This is a genomic window from Streptomyces nymphaeiformis, assembly GCF_014203895.1.
Taxonomy (GTDB): Bacteria; Actinomycetota; Actinomycetes; order Streptomycetales; family Streptomycetaceae; genus Streptomyces; species Streptomyces nymphaeiformis.
In genome coordinates this window covers 80,158-97,949 of record NZ_JACHJY010000015.1, presented here as the reverse complement: position 1 = coordinate 97,949, position 17,792 = coordinate 80,158, and the positions used below count along the sequence as shown (strand labels likewise).

Genomic DNA, 17,792 nt, shown 5'->3' with positions numbered 1-17,792 from the left:
TGCGCCTAGCGTGGCCCCATGAACGCGGGCAGCGGGGGCGGGGAGGTGAGTGCGCGGCTGCGCCGCGTGCCGGACGGGCCGGCGGCCGGGACCAGGATCCTGGCCGACTACGGCGCGGCCTTCCGCATGGGCGGCTTCGACTGGGACCTGGTCACCGGGACCATGACCATGGACGCCGCCGCCCTCGACGTCTTCGACATGGACCCCGAGGACTACGACGGCAGACCCGAGAGCCTCGCCCCGCGGGTGCTGCCGGACGAGGGCCGCCAGCTCGACACCCTCGTCGCCCAGGCGCTCAAGGACGGCAGCGAGCAGTACGGCGCGTACTTCCGCATCCGCCGCCGCGACGGCAGCCACCAGTGGACCCACACCCAGGGCCTCGTCCGGCGCGACGACACCGGCCGGCCCGTCCGCATCATCGGCATCCTGCGCGACGCCACCCACGAGCTCACCGAGTCCGCCGCCCGCCTCGGCCTCGACGAAGGACGCCGACGGCGCGCCGGCGTCGTCGAGGGCACCACGGCGGCCCTCGCCCACGCCAGGACCGTGCAGGACGTCATCGACCTGCTCAACGACTCGCGCGCGCTCGAACACTTCGGCGCGGCCAGTCTCGTCATGGGCCTCCTCGAAGCCGGGCGCATCCACCTCGTCGCCGAGGGGCCCGACGGCGCCTTCGTGCCGGGCACCCGGTTCACCCGCGTGGACGAGCCGTACCCGATGAGCGAGGTCATCCGCACCCTGCGCCCCCGGTTCATCGACTCGGCCCGCGACTTCGCCGAATCCTTCCCGGTGCTCTGGCCGCACATCAGCGGCCTCGGCATCACCGCCGCCGCCTATCTGCCGCTCATCGCCCAGGCCCGGCCCATCGGCGCGCTCGGCCTGCTCTACAGCGACAGGACCGGCTTCAGCGAGGACGAGCGGACCCTGCTCGTCGCCCTCGGCAGCAGCATCGCCCAGAGCCTCCAGCGGGCCATGCTCTACGAGCAGGAGCACGACCTCGCCGAAGGGCTCCAGCAGGCGATGCTGCCGCGCCGGATCCCCGACGTGCCCGGCGCCCAGACCGCCGTCCGCTACCGCTCGGCCCGCCTCGGCCGGGACATCGGCGGCGACTGGTACGACCTCATCGCGCTGCCCGGCGGCCGGGTCGGCTGCGTCATCGGCGACGTGCAGGGCCACGACACCCACGCGGCCGCCGTCATGGGGCAGCTGCGGATCGTGCTGCGCGCCTACGCCGCCGAGGGACACCCCCCGGCCACGGTGATGGCCCGGGCCTCGGTCTTCCTCCACGAGCTCGACACCGAACGCTTCGCCACCTGCACGTACGCCGAGGTCGACCTCGCCACCGGGGTCGTCCAGGTGGTGCGCGCCGGCCACGTCGACCCGCTGATCCGGGAGCTCGACGGCGGCTGCCGCAGACTCCCGGTCGTCGGCGGTCTTCCGCTCGGGCTCTCGGCGGAGTTCGGCCGCCTCGACTACCCCGTGACCACCCTGGAACTGGACCCCGGCCAGACGCTGATGCTCTACACCGACGGGCTCGTCGAGAAGCCGGGGGCCGACCTCGACGAAGGCCTCCAGTGGCTCTCCTCGCTCGTCCGGCGCGGCCCCTCCGACCTCCAGCAGCTCGCCGACCACCTCTGCGACGTCGTCGCCGACCGGGGCGGCGAGGACGACGTCGCGATCCTGCTGCTGCGCCGCCACGGCACGTACCACCCGCAGGGCACCGGCCGCTTCCAGCAGCACGTGGCCCAGAACGACCCGGAGGCGCTGAGCTCGGCCCGGCACATGATCCGGGCCGCCGTCCGCGCCTGGGGCGCGGGGGAGCGCGCGGACGAGATCGAACTGGTCGCCGACGAGCTCATGACCAACGCCCTGATGCACACCGACGGCGGGGCGATCGTGACCCTGCGGATCCTGACCGGGCCCCCGCGGCGGCTGCGGGTGGAGGTGGAGGACCGGTCCAGCGCGCTGCCCCGGCGCCGCGAGGCGGGGGAGGCGGGCGTTTCCGGCCGCGGACTGCTCCTGGTCGACCGGCTCTCCGACGCGTGGGGCGTGGAATCGCGGGGTGGCGGGAAGTGCGTGTGGTGCGAGTTCACCGTGGAGCGTTGAACTTGTTAACTGAGCGTGAACTGATCGTACTTGACCGTAACTGACGGTGTGCGATTGACTTCAGCCACTGTCAGTGGACTTCGGCCACTGTCAGTTCATGGGACATCGCAGGAATTCACAGGACTTCGCAGGACTCCGCAGCACTTCGCCGGACAAGAGGACACCTTGAGCAGCGAGCTACTGGCACCCCTGGACCTGGCCTTCTGGCACCTGGAATCCACCGAGCACCCCCTGCACCTCGGGGCCCTCGCCCACTTCGGCCCCCCACCCACCACCGCCGGGCAGGAGCCCGCCGACGTACGGGAACTGCTCGCCCGCCGCGCCGCGGCCGTCCCCCGGCTCCGGATGCGCGTCCGCGACGTCCTGTTCCCCGTCGGCGGCGCCGCCTGGAGCGCCGACCCCGACTTCGACGTGAGCCGGCACGTCCACGAGATCACCCTGCACGGCGCCGACTTCCCCGCCGAAGCCGCCCGGCTCGCCGCCGAACTCATGGAACGCCCCGTCGCCCGCGGCCTGCCGCCCTGGGAGATGTACCTGCTCAGCGGCGCCCCCGACGGCTCCTTCGCCGTCCTCGTCAAACTCCACCACGCCCTCGCCGACGGCATGCGGGCCGTCGCCATCGGCGCCGGGATCTTCGACGAGATCGCCGCGGGCCGGCGCCCGGCGCGCCGCCCGCACCCCGTCCCCCCGCGCTCCTGGATCCCCGGCCCCGGCCGCCTCCTCGGCATCGCCCGCGACCGCCTCGGCGACCTCGGCCGGGCCGTCGAGGTCGGCGCCTCGGTCGTCGGCTCCTCGGTCGCCCGCGCCGGCCGCCTCGACCCCCGCCCCACCACCCCGCTCGCCGCCGACCCCAGCGGTACGCGCCGGATCGCCACCGCCAGCCTGCCCCTCGACCGCGTCCACCGCATCCGCCGCACCACCGGCGGCACCGCCAACGACGTCCTCCTCGCCCTCGTCGCCGGCGCCCTGCGCCGCTGGTTCGAGGGGCGCGGCCTGCCCCTGCCCGACGCCGACCCGCGGGCCCTCGTCCCGGTCTCCCGCCGCCGCCCCGGCACCCCCGCAGGACCCGGCAACAGCCTCTCCGGATACCTGCTCGACCTGCCGGTCACCGAAGCCGACCCGGCCGGCCGGCTCACCGCCGTCCGTAGCGCCATGGACCGCAACAAGGCCGCCGGACCCCACCGCGGGGCGGGCGCCGTCGCCCTCCTCGCCGACCAGCTCCACCCGCTCGCCCACCGCTTCGGCGCCCCCCTCGCAGCCGGCGCCGCCCGCCTCCTCTTCGATCTCCTGGTCACCCAGGTGCCGCTGCCCCGCTCCGCGCTCTCCTTCGGCGGCGCCCCGCTGCGCGCGCTCTTCCCGATGGCCCCGCTCGCCCGCGGCCAGTCCCTCGCCGTCGCCATGTCCCCGTACGGCGGCCAGGTCCACATCGGCCTCGTCGCCGACGGCCGGGCCGTCCCCGACCTCGACGCCCTGGCCGCCGCGCTCACCGCCGAACTCGACCTGCTCGACCCGCCGGAGGACGGAGGCGCCGGAACCCCCGTCTGACGCGCGTCCCCGCCGCCCGTGCGGCAGGGTGGGGCCATGCCCGAACTCCCCGAGGCGGAGGCGCTCCGCGAGTTCCTCGACACGCACCTGGTCGGCAAGGAGATCGCCCGCGTCCTGCCCGTCGCGATCAGCGTCCTCAAGACGTACGACCCGCCCCTGAGCGCCGTCGAGGGCGCCGGGGCACGGCGGTCGGCCGGCAAGGGAAGTTCCTGGACCTCACCACCCGGGGGGCGGCGGGCGAACTCCACCTCCTGATCCACCTGGCCCGCGCCGGCCGGCTCCGCCGGCAGGACCCGCTGCCCTCCGGACCGCCGAGACCCGGCAAGGGCCCGCTGGTGCTGCGTACCGCACTCACCGGCGGCGACGGCTTCGACCTCACCGAGGCCGGCACCACCAAACGCCTCGCCGTCCACCTCGTCCACGACCCCCAGGAGGTGCCGGGCGTCGCCCGCCTCGGCCCCGACCCGCTCGCCGAGGACTTCGGCCCCGAGGAGTTCGCCGCCCTGCTCGCCGGCGAACGGCGGCAGATCAAGGGCGCCCTGCGCGACCAGAGCCTCATCGCCGGCATCGGCAACTCCTACAGCGACGAGATCCTCCACGCCGCGAGGACGTCGCCCTTCAAACCCACCCGGAACCTCACCCCGGACGAGACCGCCGCCCTGTACACGGCGATGCGCACCACCCCTCGGCGAGGCCGTCGCACGCTCCCACGGCCTCGCCGCCGGCAAGCTGAAAGCCGAGAAGAAGAGCGGCCTGCGCGTCCACGGCCGCACCGGCGAACCCTGCCCCGTCTGCGGCGACACCATCCGCGAGGTCTCCTTCAGAGACTCCTCCCTCCAGTACTGCCCCACCTGCCAGACCGGCGGGAAGCCCCTCGCCGACCGACGCCTGTCGAGACTGCTCACATAGCGACTGAAGGCCCACGTGGAGAGCGCCACTGCCCGAAGAGGGCGCGCCACCGCTCACATAGACTCCGCCGCATGCTGCGCGTCCTGGCCGTCGACGACGAGGAGCCCGCCCTCGGCGAGCTGCTCTACCTGCTGCGCGCCGACCCCCGGGTGCGGACCGCCGAGGGCGCGGGTGACGCCACCGCGGCCCTGCGCAGGATCGGGCGCGCCCTGGAGACCGGACCCGACGGCGACGACGGCATCGACGTCGTCTTCCTCGACATCCACATGCCCGGCCTCACCGGCCTCGACGTGGCCCGGCTGCTCGCCGGCTTCGCCCGCCCGCCGCTCGTCGTCTTCGTCACCGCCCACGAGGGCTTCGCGCTCCAGGCCTTCGACCTGAAGGCCGTCGACTACGTCCTCAAGCCCGTCCGCCGCGAGCGCCTCGCCGAGGCCGTCCGCCGCGTCCACGAACTGGTCCACGCCACCGCCGCCCCCGCACCGGCCGCGCCCGAGCAGATACCCGTAGAGCTCGGCGGCGTCACCCGCTTCGTCCCCGTCGACGACATCGCGTACGTCGAGGCCCACGGCGACTACGCCCGCCTCCACACCGACCACGGCAGCCACCTCGTCCGCATCCCGCTCTCCACCCTGGAGGAGCGCTGGGCCTCCCGCGGCTTCGTCCGCATCCACCGCAGCCACCTCGTGGCCCTCGCCCGCATCGACGAACTCCGCCTCGACGGCGGCGCCACCTCCGTCCGGCTCGGCGACACCGACCTGGCCGTCAGCCGCCGCCACGCCCGCCACCTGCGGGACCTCCTGATGCGCCGGGCCGGGGGCTGACCTCCCGTACGTCTACCGCGCCCGGATCCCGCTGCGTAGACTCCACGCGTCCGCCGGGCCGGTGAGCCGCCCGTGCGCACGGCCGGAAGTCGTCGAGAGAGGCGGTCGCGGACGCGCATGTCCGAGCAGCATCCCCCGCGCAGACCCCGGCGCGAGACCGTCACGTACGCCTCCGCCCACGGCCCGGGAGCCGTACCCGGACCCGCCGGGAGGCGCCCCGCGCATCCTCCGGCCCGCTCCGAGATCGACGAGCAGACCACCCTCGGTCACACCTACGTCCGCTCCCTGATGCGCAGCCAGCTCCGCGCCGGCCTCACCGCCCTCGGAGCCCTCGCCCTGCTCGTCGGCTCGCTGCCGCTGCTGCTCGCGCTGCCCGCGCCCGAGGCGTTCGTCTGGGCCGCCCTCGGCTTCGGCGTGTACCCGGTCGTCTGGGCGATCGCCCACTGGTACGTCCGCCGCGCCGAGCGCAACGAACGCGACTTCACCGGCCTCGTGGAGCGATGAGCACGGTGGACCGCCCCGCATGAACCAGACCTACGCCGTCGCCGCCGTCACCGCCGTCGTCCTCGCCACCGTCCTCATCGGCGCCCTCGGCCTGCGCGTCTCCCGCACCACCTCCGACTTCTACGTCGCCTCGCGGACCGTCCGGCCCGGCCTCAACGCCGCCGCCATCAGCGGCGAGTACCTCTCCGCCGCCTCCTTCCTCGGCATCGCCGGACTCGTCCTCGTCCAGGGCCCCGCCATGCTCTGGTACCCGGTCGGCTACACCGCCGGGTACCTCGTCCTGCTCGTCCTCGTCGCGGCCCCGCTGCGCCGCTCCGGGGCGTACACCCTCTCCGACTTCGCCGAGGCCCGCCTCGAATCCCCGCAGGCCCGGCGGCTCGCCAGCCTGTTCGTCGTCGGCATCGGCTGGCTCTACCTGCTGCCACAGCTCCAGGGCGCCGGTCTCACCCTGGAGATCCTCACCGGCGCCCCCGACTGGGTCGGCGGGCTGCTCGTCGCCCTCGTCGTCACCGGCACCGTCGCCGCGGGCGGGATGCGCAGCATCACCTTCGTCCAGGCCTTCCAGTACTGGCTCAAGCTCACCGCCCTGCTCGTCCCCGTCCTCTTCCTGCTCGCCGCCTGGTACGGGGACGGAGCGCCCCGGGCCCGCTTCGACGCCCCGGCCGTGTTGCGCGGCCACACCGTCGTGAAGCTGGCCGACACGGTACGGATCGGGCTCGACGCCCCGCTCACGGTCACCGTCACCGGCAGCGTCGACTCCGTCGCGTACACCGACCGCACCGTCACCCTCGCCCCCGGCACCCACCACGTCCAGGGCGGCACCTCGCTCGCCTTCGCCCCGGGCGCGCCCCTGCCCGACCGCGCCGCCACCGGCTCCGACCCCCTCGGCTGGTCCCAGCCGCTCGCCGGGGGCCGCGACGGACACCAGCTGTACGCCACGTACGGACTGATCCTCGCGACCTTCCTCGGCACCATGGGCCTGCCGCACGTCGCCGTCCGCTTCTACACCAGCCCGCACGGCCGCGCCGCCCGCCGCACCACCCTCGTCGTGCTCGGCCTCGTCGGCGCCTTCTACCTGCTGCCCGGCCTGTACGGAGCGCTCGGCCGGATCTACGCCCCCGAACTCGCCCTCACCGGCTCCGCCGACGCCGCCGTCCTCGTCCTGCCCGACCGGATCCTCGGCGGACTCCTCGGCGACCTCCTCGGGGCGCTCCTCGCGGCCGGTGCCTTCGCCGCCTTCCTCTCCACCGCCTCCGGGCTCACCATGTCGGTCGCCGGGGTCCTCACCCAGGACGTGCTGCCCTCGCGCGGCGTACGGCACTTCCGCCTCGCGACCCTGCTCGCCACCGCCGTCCCGCTCGCCGTCGGTGTGGTCGCCTCCAAGGTCCCGGTCGCCGACGCCGTCGGTCTCGCCTTCGCGGTCTCCGCCTCCTCCTTCTGCCCGCTGCTCGTCCTCGGGATCTGGTGGCGGCGGCTCACCCCGCCCGGCGCCATGGCCGGCCTCCTGCTCGGCGGCGGCTCCGCCCTCGCGGCCGTCATGGCGACCCGGGCCGGACTCGCCCCCGGGGGCTGGCCGCACACCCTGATGGCCTGGCCGGCCGTCTGGTCCGTCCCCCTGGGCTTCCTGACGATGGTGCTCGTCTCGCTGGCCACCCCCCGCCGGATCCCGCCCGGCACCCCCGCCATCCTCGCCCGGCTCCACCTCCCGGAGGAGATCACCGGCACGGTCCCCGTCCCCGTCCAGGAGGTGCGCCGATGAGCGGCATCGCCCTCGCCGCCGCGGCCGCCGCCGGGGCCGTGCTGCTCGCCGCCGGCTTCGTCCTGGGCCGGTTCGCCGCCCGGCGCGGCGGCCGCGCCGCCGATCCCGACCTCGGCACCCCCGTCGAACGGGCCACCTTCCACACCCTGCACACCGCCTCGCTCGCCGCGCCCCCGCTGCGCGCCGGACTCACCGAGGAGACCGCGCGCAAGGCGGCCCGCACGCTCCGCTCGCTGCTCGGCACCGAGGCGCTCTGCCTCACCGACCGGGGCGCGGTCCTCGCCTGGGACGGGCCCGGCGAGGAGCACCACCGGGCGCACGTCCCCGAGCAGGCCGCCGAGACCCTGGCGACCGGCCGCAGCCGCTCCGCCCACAGCGGCTGCGACGACCCGGCGTGCCCGCTGCGCTGGGCGGTGACCGCCCCGCTCACCGGGGAGGACGGGGTCCTCGGCGCGCTCGTCGCCTACGGCTCGCGGGAGTCGGCCGTCCTCGTGCGGGCCGCGACCGAGGTGGCCCGCTGGGTCTCCGTCCAGCTGGAGCTGGCCGAGCTCGACCGCTCGCGGACCAGGATCGTGGAGGCCGAGATCCGTGCCCTGCGCGCCCAGATCTCCCCGCACTTCATCTTCAACTCCCTCGCGGCCATAGCGTCGTTCGTGCGCACCGACCCCGAGCGGGCCAGGGAACTCCTCCTGGAGTTCGCCGACTTCACCCGGTACTCGTTCCGCAAGCACGGCGAGTTCGCCCAGCTCGCGGACGAACTGCGTTCCATCGAGCAGTACTTGGCCCTGGCCGGGGCCCGCTTCGGCGACCGGCTGAAGGTGACCCTGCAGATCGCCCCGGAGGTGCTTCCGGTGACCCTGCCGTTCCTCTGCCTCCAGCCGCTCGTCGAGAACGCCGTCAAACACGGCCTCCAGGACCGCGAGCGGGGCTGCCGGGTCACGATCGCCGCCCGGGACGCGGGCGCGGAGGCGGTGGTGACGGTCGAGGACGACGGCATCGGCATGGACCCGGAGCTGCTGCGCGCCGTCCTGCGCGGGGAGCACCCGGCGGGCTCCGGCATCGGCCTGTCCAATGTGGACGAGCGGCTGCGCCAGGTGTACGGGGCGGAGCACGGGCTCGTCATCGAGACCGGGGTCGGTGCGGGGATGAAGGTGACGGTACGCGTCCCCAAGTACCGTCCGGGGGTGCATCCTTCGGCCCCGTAGCGGCCTTCAGCGCAGGTGCAGCGAGAGGTGCGCGAGCGGGAGGCCCAGCTTCCAGGCGGGGAGCCAGATCTGCTCGGCCTCGTCGACCGGGCCCTCCGGGTCGGTCCTGCCGTCGAGGTCGGCGGCGCGGATCCAGGTGTCCCGCAGCCGGCTCCAGGCGGTCCGGGCGAGCGCCAGGTCGGGGCCGTCGCCGACGGCCGCCTGCCGCGCGGCGAGCCGCTCCTCGACCCAGGGCGGCCAGGGGCGGTCGTACGCGGTGTGCCGCAGCCACTCGTCGACCCGGCAGGGGGCCCACGCGCCGGCCGGCCCGCCGGGTTCCTCGGCGAGATGGACCGTGAGGGCCAGGGCCTGCAGGCCGGCCCGGTACTCCAGTGAGCCGGGCGCCACGAGCGCGGCGGCCCGCAGCACCTCGTCGGCCAGGTACTCGGCGCACAGCCAGGCCATCGGGACGGCGAGGCCGCCGCCGCTCGTGCCGCCGGCGTCGTTCGTGCTCTCGGGCAGCAACGCTCCCACCTTCTCCCGGACGTGAGGGCCCCGGACGTCAGGGGCCCGGGGGAGAGCCTCCTCCGTGAAGGGCGCCCGCGGGTCCCGCTTTGCTCAACTCGCCCGTGTGGTTTCGGATACGTTTCCCGGCCGGATCGGTGCGGGTGGGATTCCTGATACTCGGCGGGGCGCGGGTGGCGGGAGGGGTGGGGCGGTTCAGCCCAGGAGCGCGTAGACGGCGGTGGCGTGGGCGGCGGTCTCCTCCGTGCCCTCGGCGGTCATGGTGATGTCGGCGAAGGCCATCCGCTTGCCGGCCTTGGTGAGCCGGGCCCGTACGAGGACGTCCGCGCCGATCACCGCGCGCTGGAAGCTGATCGACTGCTGGACGGTGGTCATCGGCACGAAGCCGCCCCGGGCCGCGGCGACCGCGATCACCGTCGCGGTGTCGGCGGCGGCCATCAGGGCCTGGCCGGAGAGGCCGCCGCCCTCCCGGGCGAGCCGGTCCGACCAGGGCAGCCGGAGCACGGCCTCGTGCCCGTCGGCGGATGCGACCGATTCGACGGTGAGTCCCAGATCGAGCACCCAGGGGGCGAAGTTGTCGGCGAGGACCTTTTCGGCGGCGGTGAGTGTCAGCGTCACGGCGTCATTGTGGGGCCCCGGCCCGCGCCCGGGCAACGGCCCCCGGGGCGCGGGATCATGCCGCCGCCGCCACGCGGCGCGGCCGGTAGCCCGGCAGGGAGCGGCCGAGCTGTCGTAGGGCGTAGTGCGAGCGGGACTTGACGGTCCCGGCGGGGATGCCGAGCTCGACGGCGGCCTCGTTGACCGTGAGGCCGTGGAAGTAGAGCCGGACGAGCACCGCGCGGTGCTCGGGGCTCAGCTCCCGCACGGCCGCCCGTACGTCGAGCGCGGCCTCGGCCGAGGCGGTGGCGTCGGCGGGGTCGGGTGTCGCCGCGAGGACGCCGTCGCCGATCTCGGCGGGCCGGGCGAGGCGTGAGCGGCGGGCGTCGATGGCGAGGCGGCGGGCCACGGTGAAGAGCCAGGGGCGCATCGAGGCGTAGGGGCCGTCGAAGGCCTCGGGGTGGAGCCAGGCCCGTACCAGGGTCTCCTGGGCGAGGTCCTCGGCCCGCTGCCGGTCCCCGTAGGTCAGCCCGAGCAGGAAGGCGAGCAGGGCGGGACCGTGGTCCCGCTGCAGCTCCTCCAGGGTCCGCTCGTCGGTCTTCGCTCTCGCCGTCGCCGTCGTCATGTTCCGCCCGCCTCTCCCGCGCCTCGTCGTCCGGGGCGTATACGAGCGCATCCGGACGGCGAGGGACAGGGAACGGACACCGGTCTGCGACGAACGGTCGCACCGAGCGGCGAGCGGTACGGCGAACGGTCGGACGGAGTCGGTGCGTCCGTTTCAGCGGGGTTCGTCGCCCGTGCGGCCTTGACCCTTGACTGCGGCTTTCCCAGGAGATCAATTCATCAGAACAGATGTTCATCGCATGATTCGGGCGGAGTGCCGTACATGACCTCACGCACCAGACCCGCGGGGGCGGCGGCGCTCGCCGCACTCCTGCTCGCGGCGGCGACCGGCTGCACCGGCGGGAGCGGCCCGGCCGCCGGCGGTCCCACCCCCGGGGCGGCGACGGGGGCCGTGCGCCCCGGCGTGCCGTCCGCCGCCCCCGGCGGGGCCTCCGCACCCGCCGGCTTCACCCTCGTCGCCTCCGGCGACGTCCTCCCGCACGACTCGATCATCCGGCGCGCCGCCGAGGACGCGGACGGCGGCGGCTACGACTTCGGGCCCATGCTCTCCGGCGTGAAGCCCGTCGTCTCCGGCGCCGACCTGGCCATCTGCCACATGGAGACCGTGTACGGGGAGAAGGGCGGGCCCTACACCGGCTACCCCGCCTTCAAGTCGCCCCCCGAGATCGCCGCCGCGCTCAAGGCCACCGGCTACGACTCCTGCTCCACCGCCTCCAACCACACCCTCGACGACGGCGCGGCCGGTCTGCGCCGCACCCTCGACGCGCTCGACCGGGCCGGCGTCCGGCACGCCGGCTCCGCCCGTACGGCCGAGGAGGCGGCCCGGCCCACCCTGCTCAAGGCCGGCGGCGCCACGGTCGCCCAGCTCGCCTACACCTACGACACCAACGGCTACCCCCTGCCCGAGGGACAGCCCTGGGCCGTGAAGCTGCTCGACGAGAAGCAGGTGATCGCCGACGCGCGCGCCGCCCGCGCGGCCGGGGCCGACGTGGTGGTGGTCAGCGTCCACTGGGGCACCGAGTGGCAGACCGAACCCGACCGGCGGCAGCTCTCCCTGGGCCGTGCGCTGACGGCCTCGCAGAGCGGCGGCCGCCCGGACATCGATCTGATCATCGGTACGCACGCCCACGTCCCCCAGCCCTACGAGAAGGTCAACGGGACCTGGATCATCTACGGGATGGGCGACCAGATCGCCGGGGACATGATCAACCACGAGGGCGCCCACGACCCGCGCGGCAACCAGAGCAGCATCGGCCGCTTCACCTTCACCCCGCCCAGGACCCCCGGCGGGCGCTGGGAGGTCACCAAGGCGGAGTTCCTCCCGCAGTGGTTCGACACCGCGAGCGGCCGTGTGGTGAACCTCGGTGCGGCGGAGGGCGGGGACGCGCACCAGGAGGAGATCCGCGACACGATCCGGCAGGTGGTCCTCGGCCGGGGAGCCGCCAGGGACGGCCTGGTGATGGGGCGGTAAGGGGGGCGGTTCAGATCACGGGACGACCGTGACCGGCCAGCGGCCCGCCTTCACCAGGCGGACGGCGACCGAGCCGACGAAGCGGTGGCCCGCCGACTCCGAGGCGCCCACCACCACGGCGTCCGCCGTCAGCTCCTCGGCCGCCTGGACCAGGCCCGCGTACGCGTCGCCCCGGAAGGTGTGGAACTCCCACCGCACCCGCCAGAGGTCCTTGACCCGCTCCGCGGACGTCCGGATCTCTTCGACGAGCTCGTCGGCGATCTCCTGGGTCGTCCCGGTCACGGGCGCGCCCAGCGCGACGCCCGCCGGGATCACCGGCTGCACGTACACGAGCGCGAGGAGGGCGTTCTGGCGCCGGGCGAGCCCGGCCGCGTACGCCGCGGCGCGCAGGGAGGAGGCCGAGCCGTCGATCCCCGCCATGATCACTTTCGGGCCGTCCGTACCGCGTTCGAACCGGTCGGGCTGTTGTTCGCTCACCCTTCGAGGCTATCGGCTCATCGGGTGCTTTCGGCCGGGTGGGCGGTGTCGCTGAGCCGCCCGGACCCTCGCCCGTAGGGACCATTGGTCATGAAAAAGGATCAGATGCTCAGCGGGCGTCGCGCCGTGCTGCGGCTCGCCGCCGCCCTCGGGGCCACCGCCACCGTCGGAGCCCTCGCGGCGGACCGGCTCGCCACGCCCGACCCGGCCACCGGCCCCGCCGCCACGCCCCGGGGCCCGTCCGGCGCGGGACGCGCGGGCCCGGCCGCCGGGCCGCAGGCGCACGCCGCCCGCCTGAGCCCCTCCGCGTACCGGCTCCAGCCCATGACCGAGTACGCGCCCCCGGCCTTCAAGCGCGCGCTGCCGCCGGTGCGCCGCCGGCCCTTCCTCAGCATGTCCGGGGTCGGCCGCTCGATGGTGCTGACCTTCGACGACGGACCCGACCCCCGGTACACCCCGGGCATCCTGGAGACCCTGCGTCACTACGACTGCCGGGCGATGTTCTTCGTCTGCGGCGAGATGGCCGTGGACAACCAGGACCTGCTGCGGGAGATGCAGGACGACGGCCACGTCGTCGGCAACCACTCCTGGTCCCACCCGCTCATCCCCAAGCTGCGGCCCTCCCGGATCCGCCAGGAGCTCGGATCCACCAGCGAGGTCATCGAGAAGGCCCTCGGCGCGGCCCCGCTCTGGTACCGCGCGCCCTACGGTGCCTGGAACCGGCTGTCGTTCGAGATCGGCGCCGAACTCGGCATGGAGCCGCTCGCCTGGACCGTCGACACCCTGGACTGGACGGAACCCGGCACCGGCAGCATCGTCCGCCGCGTCCTCGACGGCGCCGCGCCCGGCGTCGTCGTCCTCTCCCACGACGCCGGCGGCAACCGCTCCCAGAGCGTCGCCGCGCTCCGCCGCTATCTGCCCGAACTCCTCGACGCCGGCTACCAGATCACCGTCCCCCGGCGCTGACCACCCGTCACGACCGAAGGGCCCCGGCACACAAGGTGCCGGGGCCCTTCCGTCCTGACGGAACGTCAGCGCGAGCCGACCATGCGCGCGTAGACGACGACGTTCCCGTCGTAGCCGCGCGCCCGCGTGTAGCCGCCGCCGCAGGTGATCACCCGAAGCTCCGGCTCGCCGTTGTCGGCGTAGACCTGCACGCCGGGGAAGTTGTCCTTGGCGTACACCTCGACGCCGTAGATCTCGAAGACCGCGACCCGGCCGTCGTACCGCTCGACCTCGATGTGCTGGCCCTTCTGGAGGGAGCCCAGGCCGTAGAAGACCGCGGGGCCCTTGGTGTTGTCGACGTGGCCGACGAGGACGGACGTGCCGCGCATGCCGGGGGCGATGCCGTTCTGGTACCAGCCGGCGAGGTTGGGGTCCTCCGGGGGCGGGGCCGCCACCCAGCCGTTCTCGTCCAGGCCCACGTCCATGATGGGGGCCGCCACCTGGATCGCCGGGATCTTGACCCGTGACGCCGGGGCGTAGGGCAGCGGCTCCAGGCCGTTGCTCGCGGCCGGCGGCGGGGCGACCGGGCGGGCGACCGGGCGGGCCGCCGCGGCGGGTTGCGGCGGTCCGAGGTTGACGTCCACCCCGTTGCGCATCATCGCGAGGCCGGACAGCATGGCGAGGGCCAGGACGCCCCAGGGTTGGCGTCTCCTGCGCTCGAAGACGCGGAAGTCCTTCGGGGGCATGGTTCTCCCTTCTCGGCGTCGTCAGAACGGTAAGGGCGGTCGTACGGGCCGTCGCGCCGGACGGGGCGAACGGGTGGGGGCCGCCGCCGGACGGGTGTCGGGCGGCCCCGGCGCGGGCGCGCGGCGGCCGCCCGGCGGAAGCGGGCGCGCGGGGCAGGCGGGTGACAGCCGGGCTGACCCATCCGAGTAATCGTCAGATAAGCGCCCCAGATGGCTGTGACCTGCGATTCCGTCGGTTCGGGCGGCTCCGTCCCCGGCGTGTCGCCTCACCGGGGTGGCCCAGTGCCGACATGCACGGCTCGCACCGGCTTGTGATGGTTCGTCATGGAAGGCGTACTCGTCGAATCTCCCGGAGCACCGCTTTGGGGCGTCTTCCACTGGAGGTTCAACCATGCGTGCTGCACGCACTCTGGCGGTGGCCGCCACCGCGCTCGCGGCGGTCGGGCTCGCGGCCCCCCTCGCCACCGCCACCAACGGGCCGAGCAACGTCACCATCAACCAGTTCCAGCCCGAGCGGGGCGGTGACGGCTCCAACGGCGTCACCGTGTCCCCCTTCGCGGTCCACCAGGGCGGGATCCTCACGATCACCGTCCGGGGCTGCGCCGGTGGCACGGTCACGTCCAACGCCTTCGCGACGGTCACGCTCGGCCCCGCCGTCAACGGCGTGTCCACCGCGACCGCCCGCATCTTCGACAACGCCACGCCCGGTCAGTACAACCTGGCCGTCCAGTGCAACGGCCGTACGCTCACGCAGCCGTTCCGCGTCATCGCCGGCCAGGGCGCGGCCGGCGGGCTCGGCGGCTCGATGGCTCCCAGCTCCACGGAGATGGCCGTCGGCGGCGGCCTCGTCGCCGCGGCGGCCCTCGGCGGCGGGCTCTTCATCGTCCGCCGCCGGCGTGTGACCGGCGCAGGGGTCTGACCGGCCGAACCTCCCGGTCGGCCCGCTGTGCCCGCCGCCCCCGAGTCCCGGCAGGGACCCGGGGGCGGCGGGCGTCCGGGGACGCCGCGCGCCGCTCCGGTCCGGGCCGCCGGCATCGTCCGGTCCGCCCGTTCCCCGCTCAGTGACGCCGGCCGGCGCCGGAGCGGCGGCGGACCACGAAGAAGACGATGCCCGAGGCCGCGGCCAGGGCCAGCGTCCCGCCGGCCGCCAGTTCGGTGGTGCTGGGGGCCATCGAGCCGCCGAGACCGCCCTGCACCCCGCGCGGGGGAGCGAGGACCGTGGCGCTGATGGTGGGAGTGGCGGTCGACGTGCCGCTGATCGACAGGGCGACGGTGTCCTGCACGCCGCCCGTGCAGTTGAACAGCACCGTGTACACGGCGCCGCGCTTGGCGTCCGCGTCCACGGTGACGGTCACCGACGCACCCGGCGCGATGGTCGCGGTGTCGAAGATGCCGGCCGAGGCCGTCGCCGTACTGGCGCAGCCCGGGGCGCTCAGCGTCAGCCGGCCCCCCGGGGCGACGACCGAGGGCGACACGACGAAATCGCCCGGTGCCTTGGCCCTGGCCACCCGCGAACCGGTCGCGGGAGCACCGTCCGCCGCGAGGGCGGCGGGGGCGGCCAGGGCGAGGGCGGCCGCCCCCAACAGGGCAGTGGACGCGGCACGTATCGCGCGCATGGTGAATCCTCCGGGTCCCGAGGGGCAGCCGCGGAAGGGGGTTCCCGCGAAAGGACCGTGCCCCTCGATGCCCGAAACGCTAGGAGTGCACTACCACAGCCGCGATCCCAGACGTGCGAATGGGGCACCGATGTCCCCCGGACGGCCCACTCGTACGTGTCGGCTCACTGGGTGATCTGCGGGAACAGATCGAGGAACGGCGCGGCGGTGGCCGAGATGCCCCGGCCGAAGGGCGCGTCGAAGTCCCAGATGAGAAACAGCAGGAAGGCGATCAGGACGCTGAAGAGCCCGGCGAGCAGCAGCTCCCGGCCGGTCCTGCGGATCTGCAGCGTGAAGATCAGGCCGACCGTCACGAGCGCCCCGATGATCAGACCGAACCAGACGACGCCCGGCATCGTCTCCCCGGCGCTCTGCCCGCGTGCGCCGCGGGCGTCGTCGGCGACGCCCACCTGGTCCACCAGCGGCTGGTACGCCTGCCCCTCGAAGTCGTTGGCGGGCTGGTAGTCGGTGACGCTGCGCCGCACCTTCTCCAGGAGGGCGGTGCCCTCGTCGCTGAGCTCGCCCGTCTCGGACATGTGCGTCCACTCGTCGTGGACCACGTACGACACGTACGCGTCGACGTCCGCGCGGATCCTGTCGCGGACCGCCGGCGGGTACACCTCGGCGCGCGCCGAGATCTCGTGCATGGCCTGGGCCTCCTGCCGCACGGTCTCCTGGGCGGCCCCACGGGCCTCCCAGACGCCGGCGATGGCCAGACCGAGGACGATCGCGTAGATCACGCCGATCATCATCGTCATGTACTCGATGACGTCCGGAGTCTCGCTGGGGTCGTCGTCCTCGGGGAGCCGGCGGTTGTTGATGACGACGATGGTGAGCACGACGGCGCAGGCGGCGGCCATCGCGATGGAGAGAACAAGCCATTCGGACATGGATTCCTCCGGCGGGATTCAGAGGGTCGACAGGGGAAGGGGACGGCGGGTCATCTGGACCGGGGGCGCAGGATCGCCGTCGCGAGCACGGCGGGGGCGGTGATCATCAGCGTCGCCGTGACGACGGAGGTGCCCCCCTTCTGCTTGGTGTGCGTCGCGGGGCGGTAGTGGGGCAGCGCCACGGGGACGGGGGACGGCGGCCGGGGCCGCACGGTGGGCGGCGGGGTCGGGGCCGGCGCGGGCGGCGCGGGCGCGGGCTCGGGCGGCCTCGTGGCCGGAGGCGCGGAGGACGGCGGCGCGGGGCGCGGCGGAGCCGGCTCGGGCGGCGGGGGCGACTCCGGCTTCGGCGTCGGCTTCGGCGTCGGAGTGGGCTTGGGGGTCGGCTTCGGGGACGGAGACGGGGGCTCGGGCTTCGGCGTCGGCGACGGCGTCGGCGTCGGCGTCGGCGACGGGCACGGCGGGGGCGGCTCGGGGTGGCAGGGCTTCGGGTGGTCGTGATGGTCGTGACCCTTGCCCTTGCCGTTGCCGTGGTGCTCGTGGCCCTTGCCCTTCCCGTGGCCCTTCCCGCCACCGTTCCCCCGGTCGTCGCCGTTCCCTTCGCCGTCGTGGTGGCCGCCGCCGGCGACGGCCACCACGATCAGGGAACCGCCCGAGTCGGTCGAGGCGTAGGCGCAGGCGTCGGCGGCGACGGGCACCGGTGTGGCGATCAGCCACACCAGTCCGAGGGTCGCCAGCAGCCGCGCGAGGAGTGATCCGTACAGAGACACGCCGTCGAGCTTGATCACGGAGACGGCGCGCCGGGGCGGAAACGGCTCGGATTCGCCAGATGGAGGGGATCTCCGGATGTGCGGGTTTGACGTTTCGCCGGGGTGTCGGAGGTGGATTCGGCGCAATGCCCGGTATTGCCGGGCGTGTTGATTCCGGACGGATGGCCGACAGGGCTCGTTCAGGCCTTCCGTGCAAGAACTGTCCGGTTGTCGCCCTGTCGGAGGGGACGAACGGCAGGGCATCCTGCACCGGCGACCGGGCCCGGA

General features: G+C 74.4%; 17 protein-coding genes and 1 pseudogene. 10 read left to right on the top strand and 8 right to left on the bottom strand.

The genetic code is table 11. The features are described 5' to 3' along the window. Positions 1-18: 18 nt before the first annotated feature. The 7 genes and pseudogenes from GGE06_RS38735 to GGE06_RS38705 all read left to right on the top strand — a co-directional run bounded on the left by GGE06_RS38735 (position 19) and on the right by GGE06_RS38705 (position 8,849). Complete coding sequence (locus tag GGE06_RS38735; RefSeq protein ID WP_116157644.1) at positions 19-2,106, top strand: SpoIIE family protein phosphatase; 2,088 nt, start codon at positions 19-21, stop codon at positions 2,104-2,106. Between the two features lie 165 nt (positions 2,107-2,271). Further along, positions 2,272-3,651, top strand: coding sequence for a wax ester/triacylglycerol synthase family O-acyltransferase (locus GGE06_RS38730; RefSeq protein ID WP_116157643.1), 1,380 nt, complete (start codon positions 2,272-2,274; stop codon positions 3,649-3,651). A gap of 36 nt (positions 3,652-3,687) precedes the next feature. Next, positions 3,688-4,560: pseudogene (locus GGE06_RS38725) on the top strand (Fpg/Nei family DNA glycosylase). Between the two features lie 71 nt (positions 4,561-4,631). Continuing rightward, complete coding sequence (locus tag GGE06_RS38720; protein ID WP_116157642.1) at positions 4,632-5,381, top strand: LytR/AlgR family response regulator transcription factor; 750 nt, start codon at positions 4,632-4,634, stop codon at positions 5,379-5,381. Positions 5,382-5,498: 117 nt separating this feature from the next. Continuing rightward, complete coding sequence (locus GGE06_RS38715) at positions 5,499-5,885, top strand: DUF485 domain-containing protein (RefSeq protein ID WP_181924429.1); 387 nt, start codon at positions 5,499-5,501, stop codon at positions 5,883-5,885. Positions 5,886-5,904: 19 nt separating this feature from the next. Continuing rightward, positions 5,905-7,644 carry a sodium/solute symporter gene (locus GGE06_RS38710; RefSeq protein ID WP_116157641.1) on the top strand — a complete coding sequence of 580 codons (1,740 nt, stop codon included), beginning with the start codon at positions 5,905-5,907 and terminating at the stop codon, positions 7,642-7,644. Further along, on the top strand, positions 7,641-8,849 hold the full coding sequence (locus GGE06_RS38705; protein WP_116157640.1) for a histidine kinase: 1,209 nt from the start codon (positions 7,641-7,643) through the stop codon (positions 8,847-8,849). Before GGE06_RS38710 ends, GGE06_RS38705 begins: the two co-directional genes overlap by 4 nt. A 6-nt stretch (positions 8,850-8,855) precedes the next feature. On the opposite strand, the gene GGE06_RS38700 is transcribed toward GGE06_RS38705, so the two are convergent. From GGE06_RS38700 to GGE06_RS38690, 3 genes are all read right to left on the bottom strand, one after another. Continuing rightward, positions 8,856-9,353, bottom strand: coding sequence for a hypothetical protein (locus GGE06_RS38700; protein WP_116157639.1), 498 nt, complete (start codon positions 9,351-9,353; stop codon positions 8,856-8,858). A gap of 195 nt (positions 9,354-9,548) precedes the next feature. Continuing rightward, entirely contained in the window at positions 9,549-9,971 is a 423-nt protein-coding gene (locus tag GGE06_RS38695; RefSeq protein WP_116157638.1) for a PaaI family thioesterase, read from the bottom strand. Positions 9,972-10,026: 55 nt separating this feature from the next. Next, positions 10,027-10,575, bottom strand: a complete 549-nt coding sequence (locus GGE06_RS38690) for a sigma-70 family RNA polymerase sigma factor (RefSeq protein WP_116157637.1) — start codon at positions 10,573-10,575, stop codon at positions 10,027-10,029. Positions 10,576-10,836: 261 nt separating this feature from the next. Between GGE06_RS38690 and GGE06_RS38685 the strand changes: the two genes are divergently transcribed. After that, complete coding sequence (locus GGE06_RS38685) at positions 10,837-12,045, top strand: CapA family protein (RefSeq protein WP_184933013.1); 1,209 nt, start codon at positions 10,837-10,839, stop codon at positions 12,043-12,045. Positions 12,046-12,060: 15 nt separating this feature from the next. Here GGE06_RS38685 and GGE06_RS38680 read toward each other — a convergent pair whose 3' ends face one another. After that, positions 12,061-12,522, bottom strand: a complete 462-nt coding sequence (locus GGE06_RS38680; RefSeq protein WP_116157635.1) for a universal stress protein — start codon at positions 12,520-12,522, stop codon at positions 12,061-12,063. Between the two features lie 90 nt (positions 12,523-12,612). Between GGE06_RS38680 and GGE06_RS38675 the strand changes: the two genes are divergently transcribed. Continuing rightward, the gene (locus GGE06_RS38675; protein WP_246533019.1) at positions 12,613-13,488 is read left to right on the top strand and encodes a polysaccharide deacetylase family protein; all 876 of its coding nucleotides are present in this window, start codon (positions 12,613-12,615) and stop codon (positions 13,486-13,488) included. 65 nt (positions 13,489-13,553) lie between these two features. Here the strand turns inward: GGE06_RS38675 and GGE06_RS38670 are convergent, their stop codons facing one another. After that, complete coding sequence (locus GGE06_RS38670; protein WP_116157633.1) at positions 13,554-14,213, bottom strand: class F sortase; 660 nt, start codon at positions 14,211-14,213, stop codon at positions 13,554-13,556. Positions 14,214-14,604: 391 nt separating this feature from the next. On the opposite strand from GGE06_RS38670, the gene GGE06_RS38665 reads away from it, so the two are divergent. Further along, complete coding sequence (locus tag GGE06_RS38665) at positions 14,605-15,132, top strand: hypothetical protein (protein ID WP_116157632.1); 528 nt, start codon at positions 14,605-14,607, stop codon at positions 15,130-15,132. A 139-nt stretch (positions 15,133-15,271) separates the two neighbouring features. Here the strand turns inward: GGE06_RS38665 and GGE06_RS38660 are convergent, their stop codons facing one another. The 3 genes from GGE06_RS38660 to GGE06_RS38650 form a co-directional block, all read right to left on the bottom strand. Continuing rightward, complete coding sequence (locus GGE06_RS38660; protein ID WP_116157631.1) at positions 15,272-15,829, bottom strand: hypothetical protein; 558 nt, start codon at positions 15,827-15,829, stop codon at positions 15,272-15,274. A 164-nt stretch (positions 15,830-15,993) separates the two neighbouring features. Next, positions 15,994-16,758 carry a bestrophin-like domain gene (locus GGE06_RS38655; protein WP_116157630.1) on the bottom strand — a complete coding sequence of 255 codons (765 nt, stop codon included), beginning with the start codon at positions 16,756-16,758 and terminating at the stop codon, positions 15,994-15,996. A 50-nt stretch (positions 16,759-16,808) separates the two neighbouring features. Beyond that, positions 16,809-17,525 (bottom strand): hypothetical protein, encoded by a 717-nt coding sequence (locus tag GGE06_RS38650; protein WP_184933028.1) that lies wholly within the window; start codon positions 17,523-17,525, stop codon positions 16,809-16,811. Positions 17,526-17,792: the final 267 nt, after the last annotated feature.

Excerpts from the sequence above, each read along its gene's own strand:
- GGE06_RS38735 (WP_116157644.1), top strand. The coding sequence starts at position 19 with ATGAACGCGGGCAGCGGGGGCGGGGAGGTGAGTGCGCGGCTGCGCCGC.
- GGE06_RS38720 (WP_116157642.1), top strand. The coding sequence starts at position 4,632 with ATGCTGCGCGTCCTGGCCGTCGACGACGAGGAGCCCGCCCTCGGCGAG.
- GGE06_RS38715 (WP_181924429.1), top strand. The coding sequence starts at position 5,499 with ATGTCCGAGCAGCATCCCCCGCGCAGACCCCGGCGCGAGACCGTCACG.
- GGE06_RS38710 (WP_116157641.1), top strand. The coding sequence starts at position 5,905 with ATGAACCAGACCTACGCCGTCGCCGCCGTCACCGCCGTCGTCCTCGCC.
- GGE06_RS38705 (WP_116157640.1), top strand. The coding sequence starts at position 7,641 with ATGAGCGGCATCGCCCTCGCCGCCGCGGCCGCCGCCGGGGCCGTGCTG.
- GGE06_RS38690 (WP_116157637.1), bottom strand. The coding sequence starts at position 10,575 with ATGACGACGGCGACGGCGAGAGCGAAGACCGACGAGCGGACCCTGGAG.
- GGE06_RS38685 (WP_184933013.1), top strand. The coding sequence starts at position 10,837 with ATGACCTCACGCACCAGACCCGCGGGGGCGGCGGCGCTCGCCGCACTC.
- GGE06_RS38675 (WP_246533019.1), top strand. The coding sequence starts at position 12,613 with ATGAAAAAGGATCAGATGCTCAGCGGGCGTCGCGCCGTGCTGCGGCTC.
- GGE06_RS38670 (WP_116157633.1), bottom strand. The coding sequence starts at position 14,213 with ATGCCCCCGAAGGACTTCCGCGTCTTCGAGCGCAGGAGACGCCAACCC.
- GGE06_RS38665 (WP_116157632.1), top strand. The coding sequence starts at position 14,605 with ATGCGTGCTGCACGCACTCTGGCGGTGGCCGCCACCGCGCTCGCGGCG.
- GGE06_RS38660 (WP_116157631.1), bottom strand. The coding sequence starts at position 15,829 with ATGCGCGCGATACGTGCCGCGTCCACTGCCCTGTTGGGGGCGGCCGCC.
- GGE06_RS38655 (WP_116157630.1), bottom strand. The coding sequence starts at position 16,758 with ATGTCCGAATGGCTTGTTCTCTCCATCGCGATGGCCGCCGCCTGCGCC.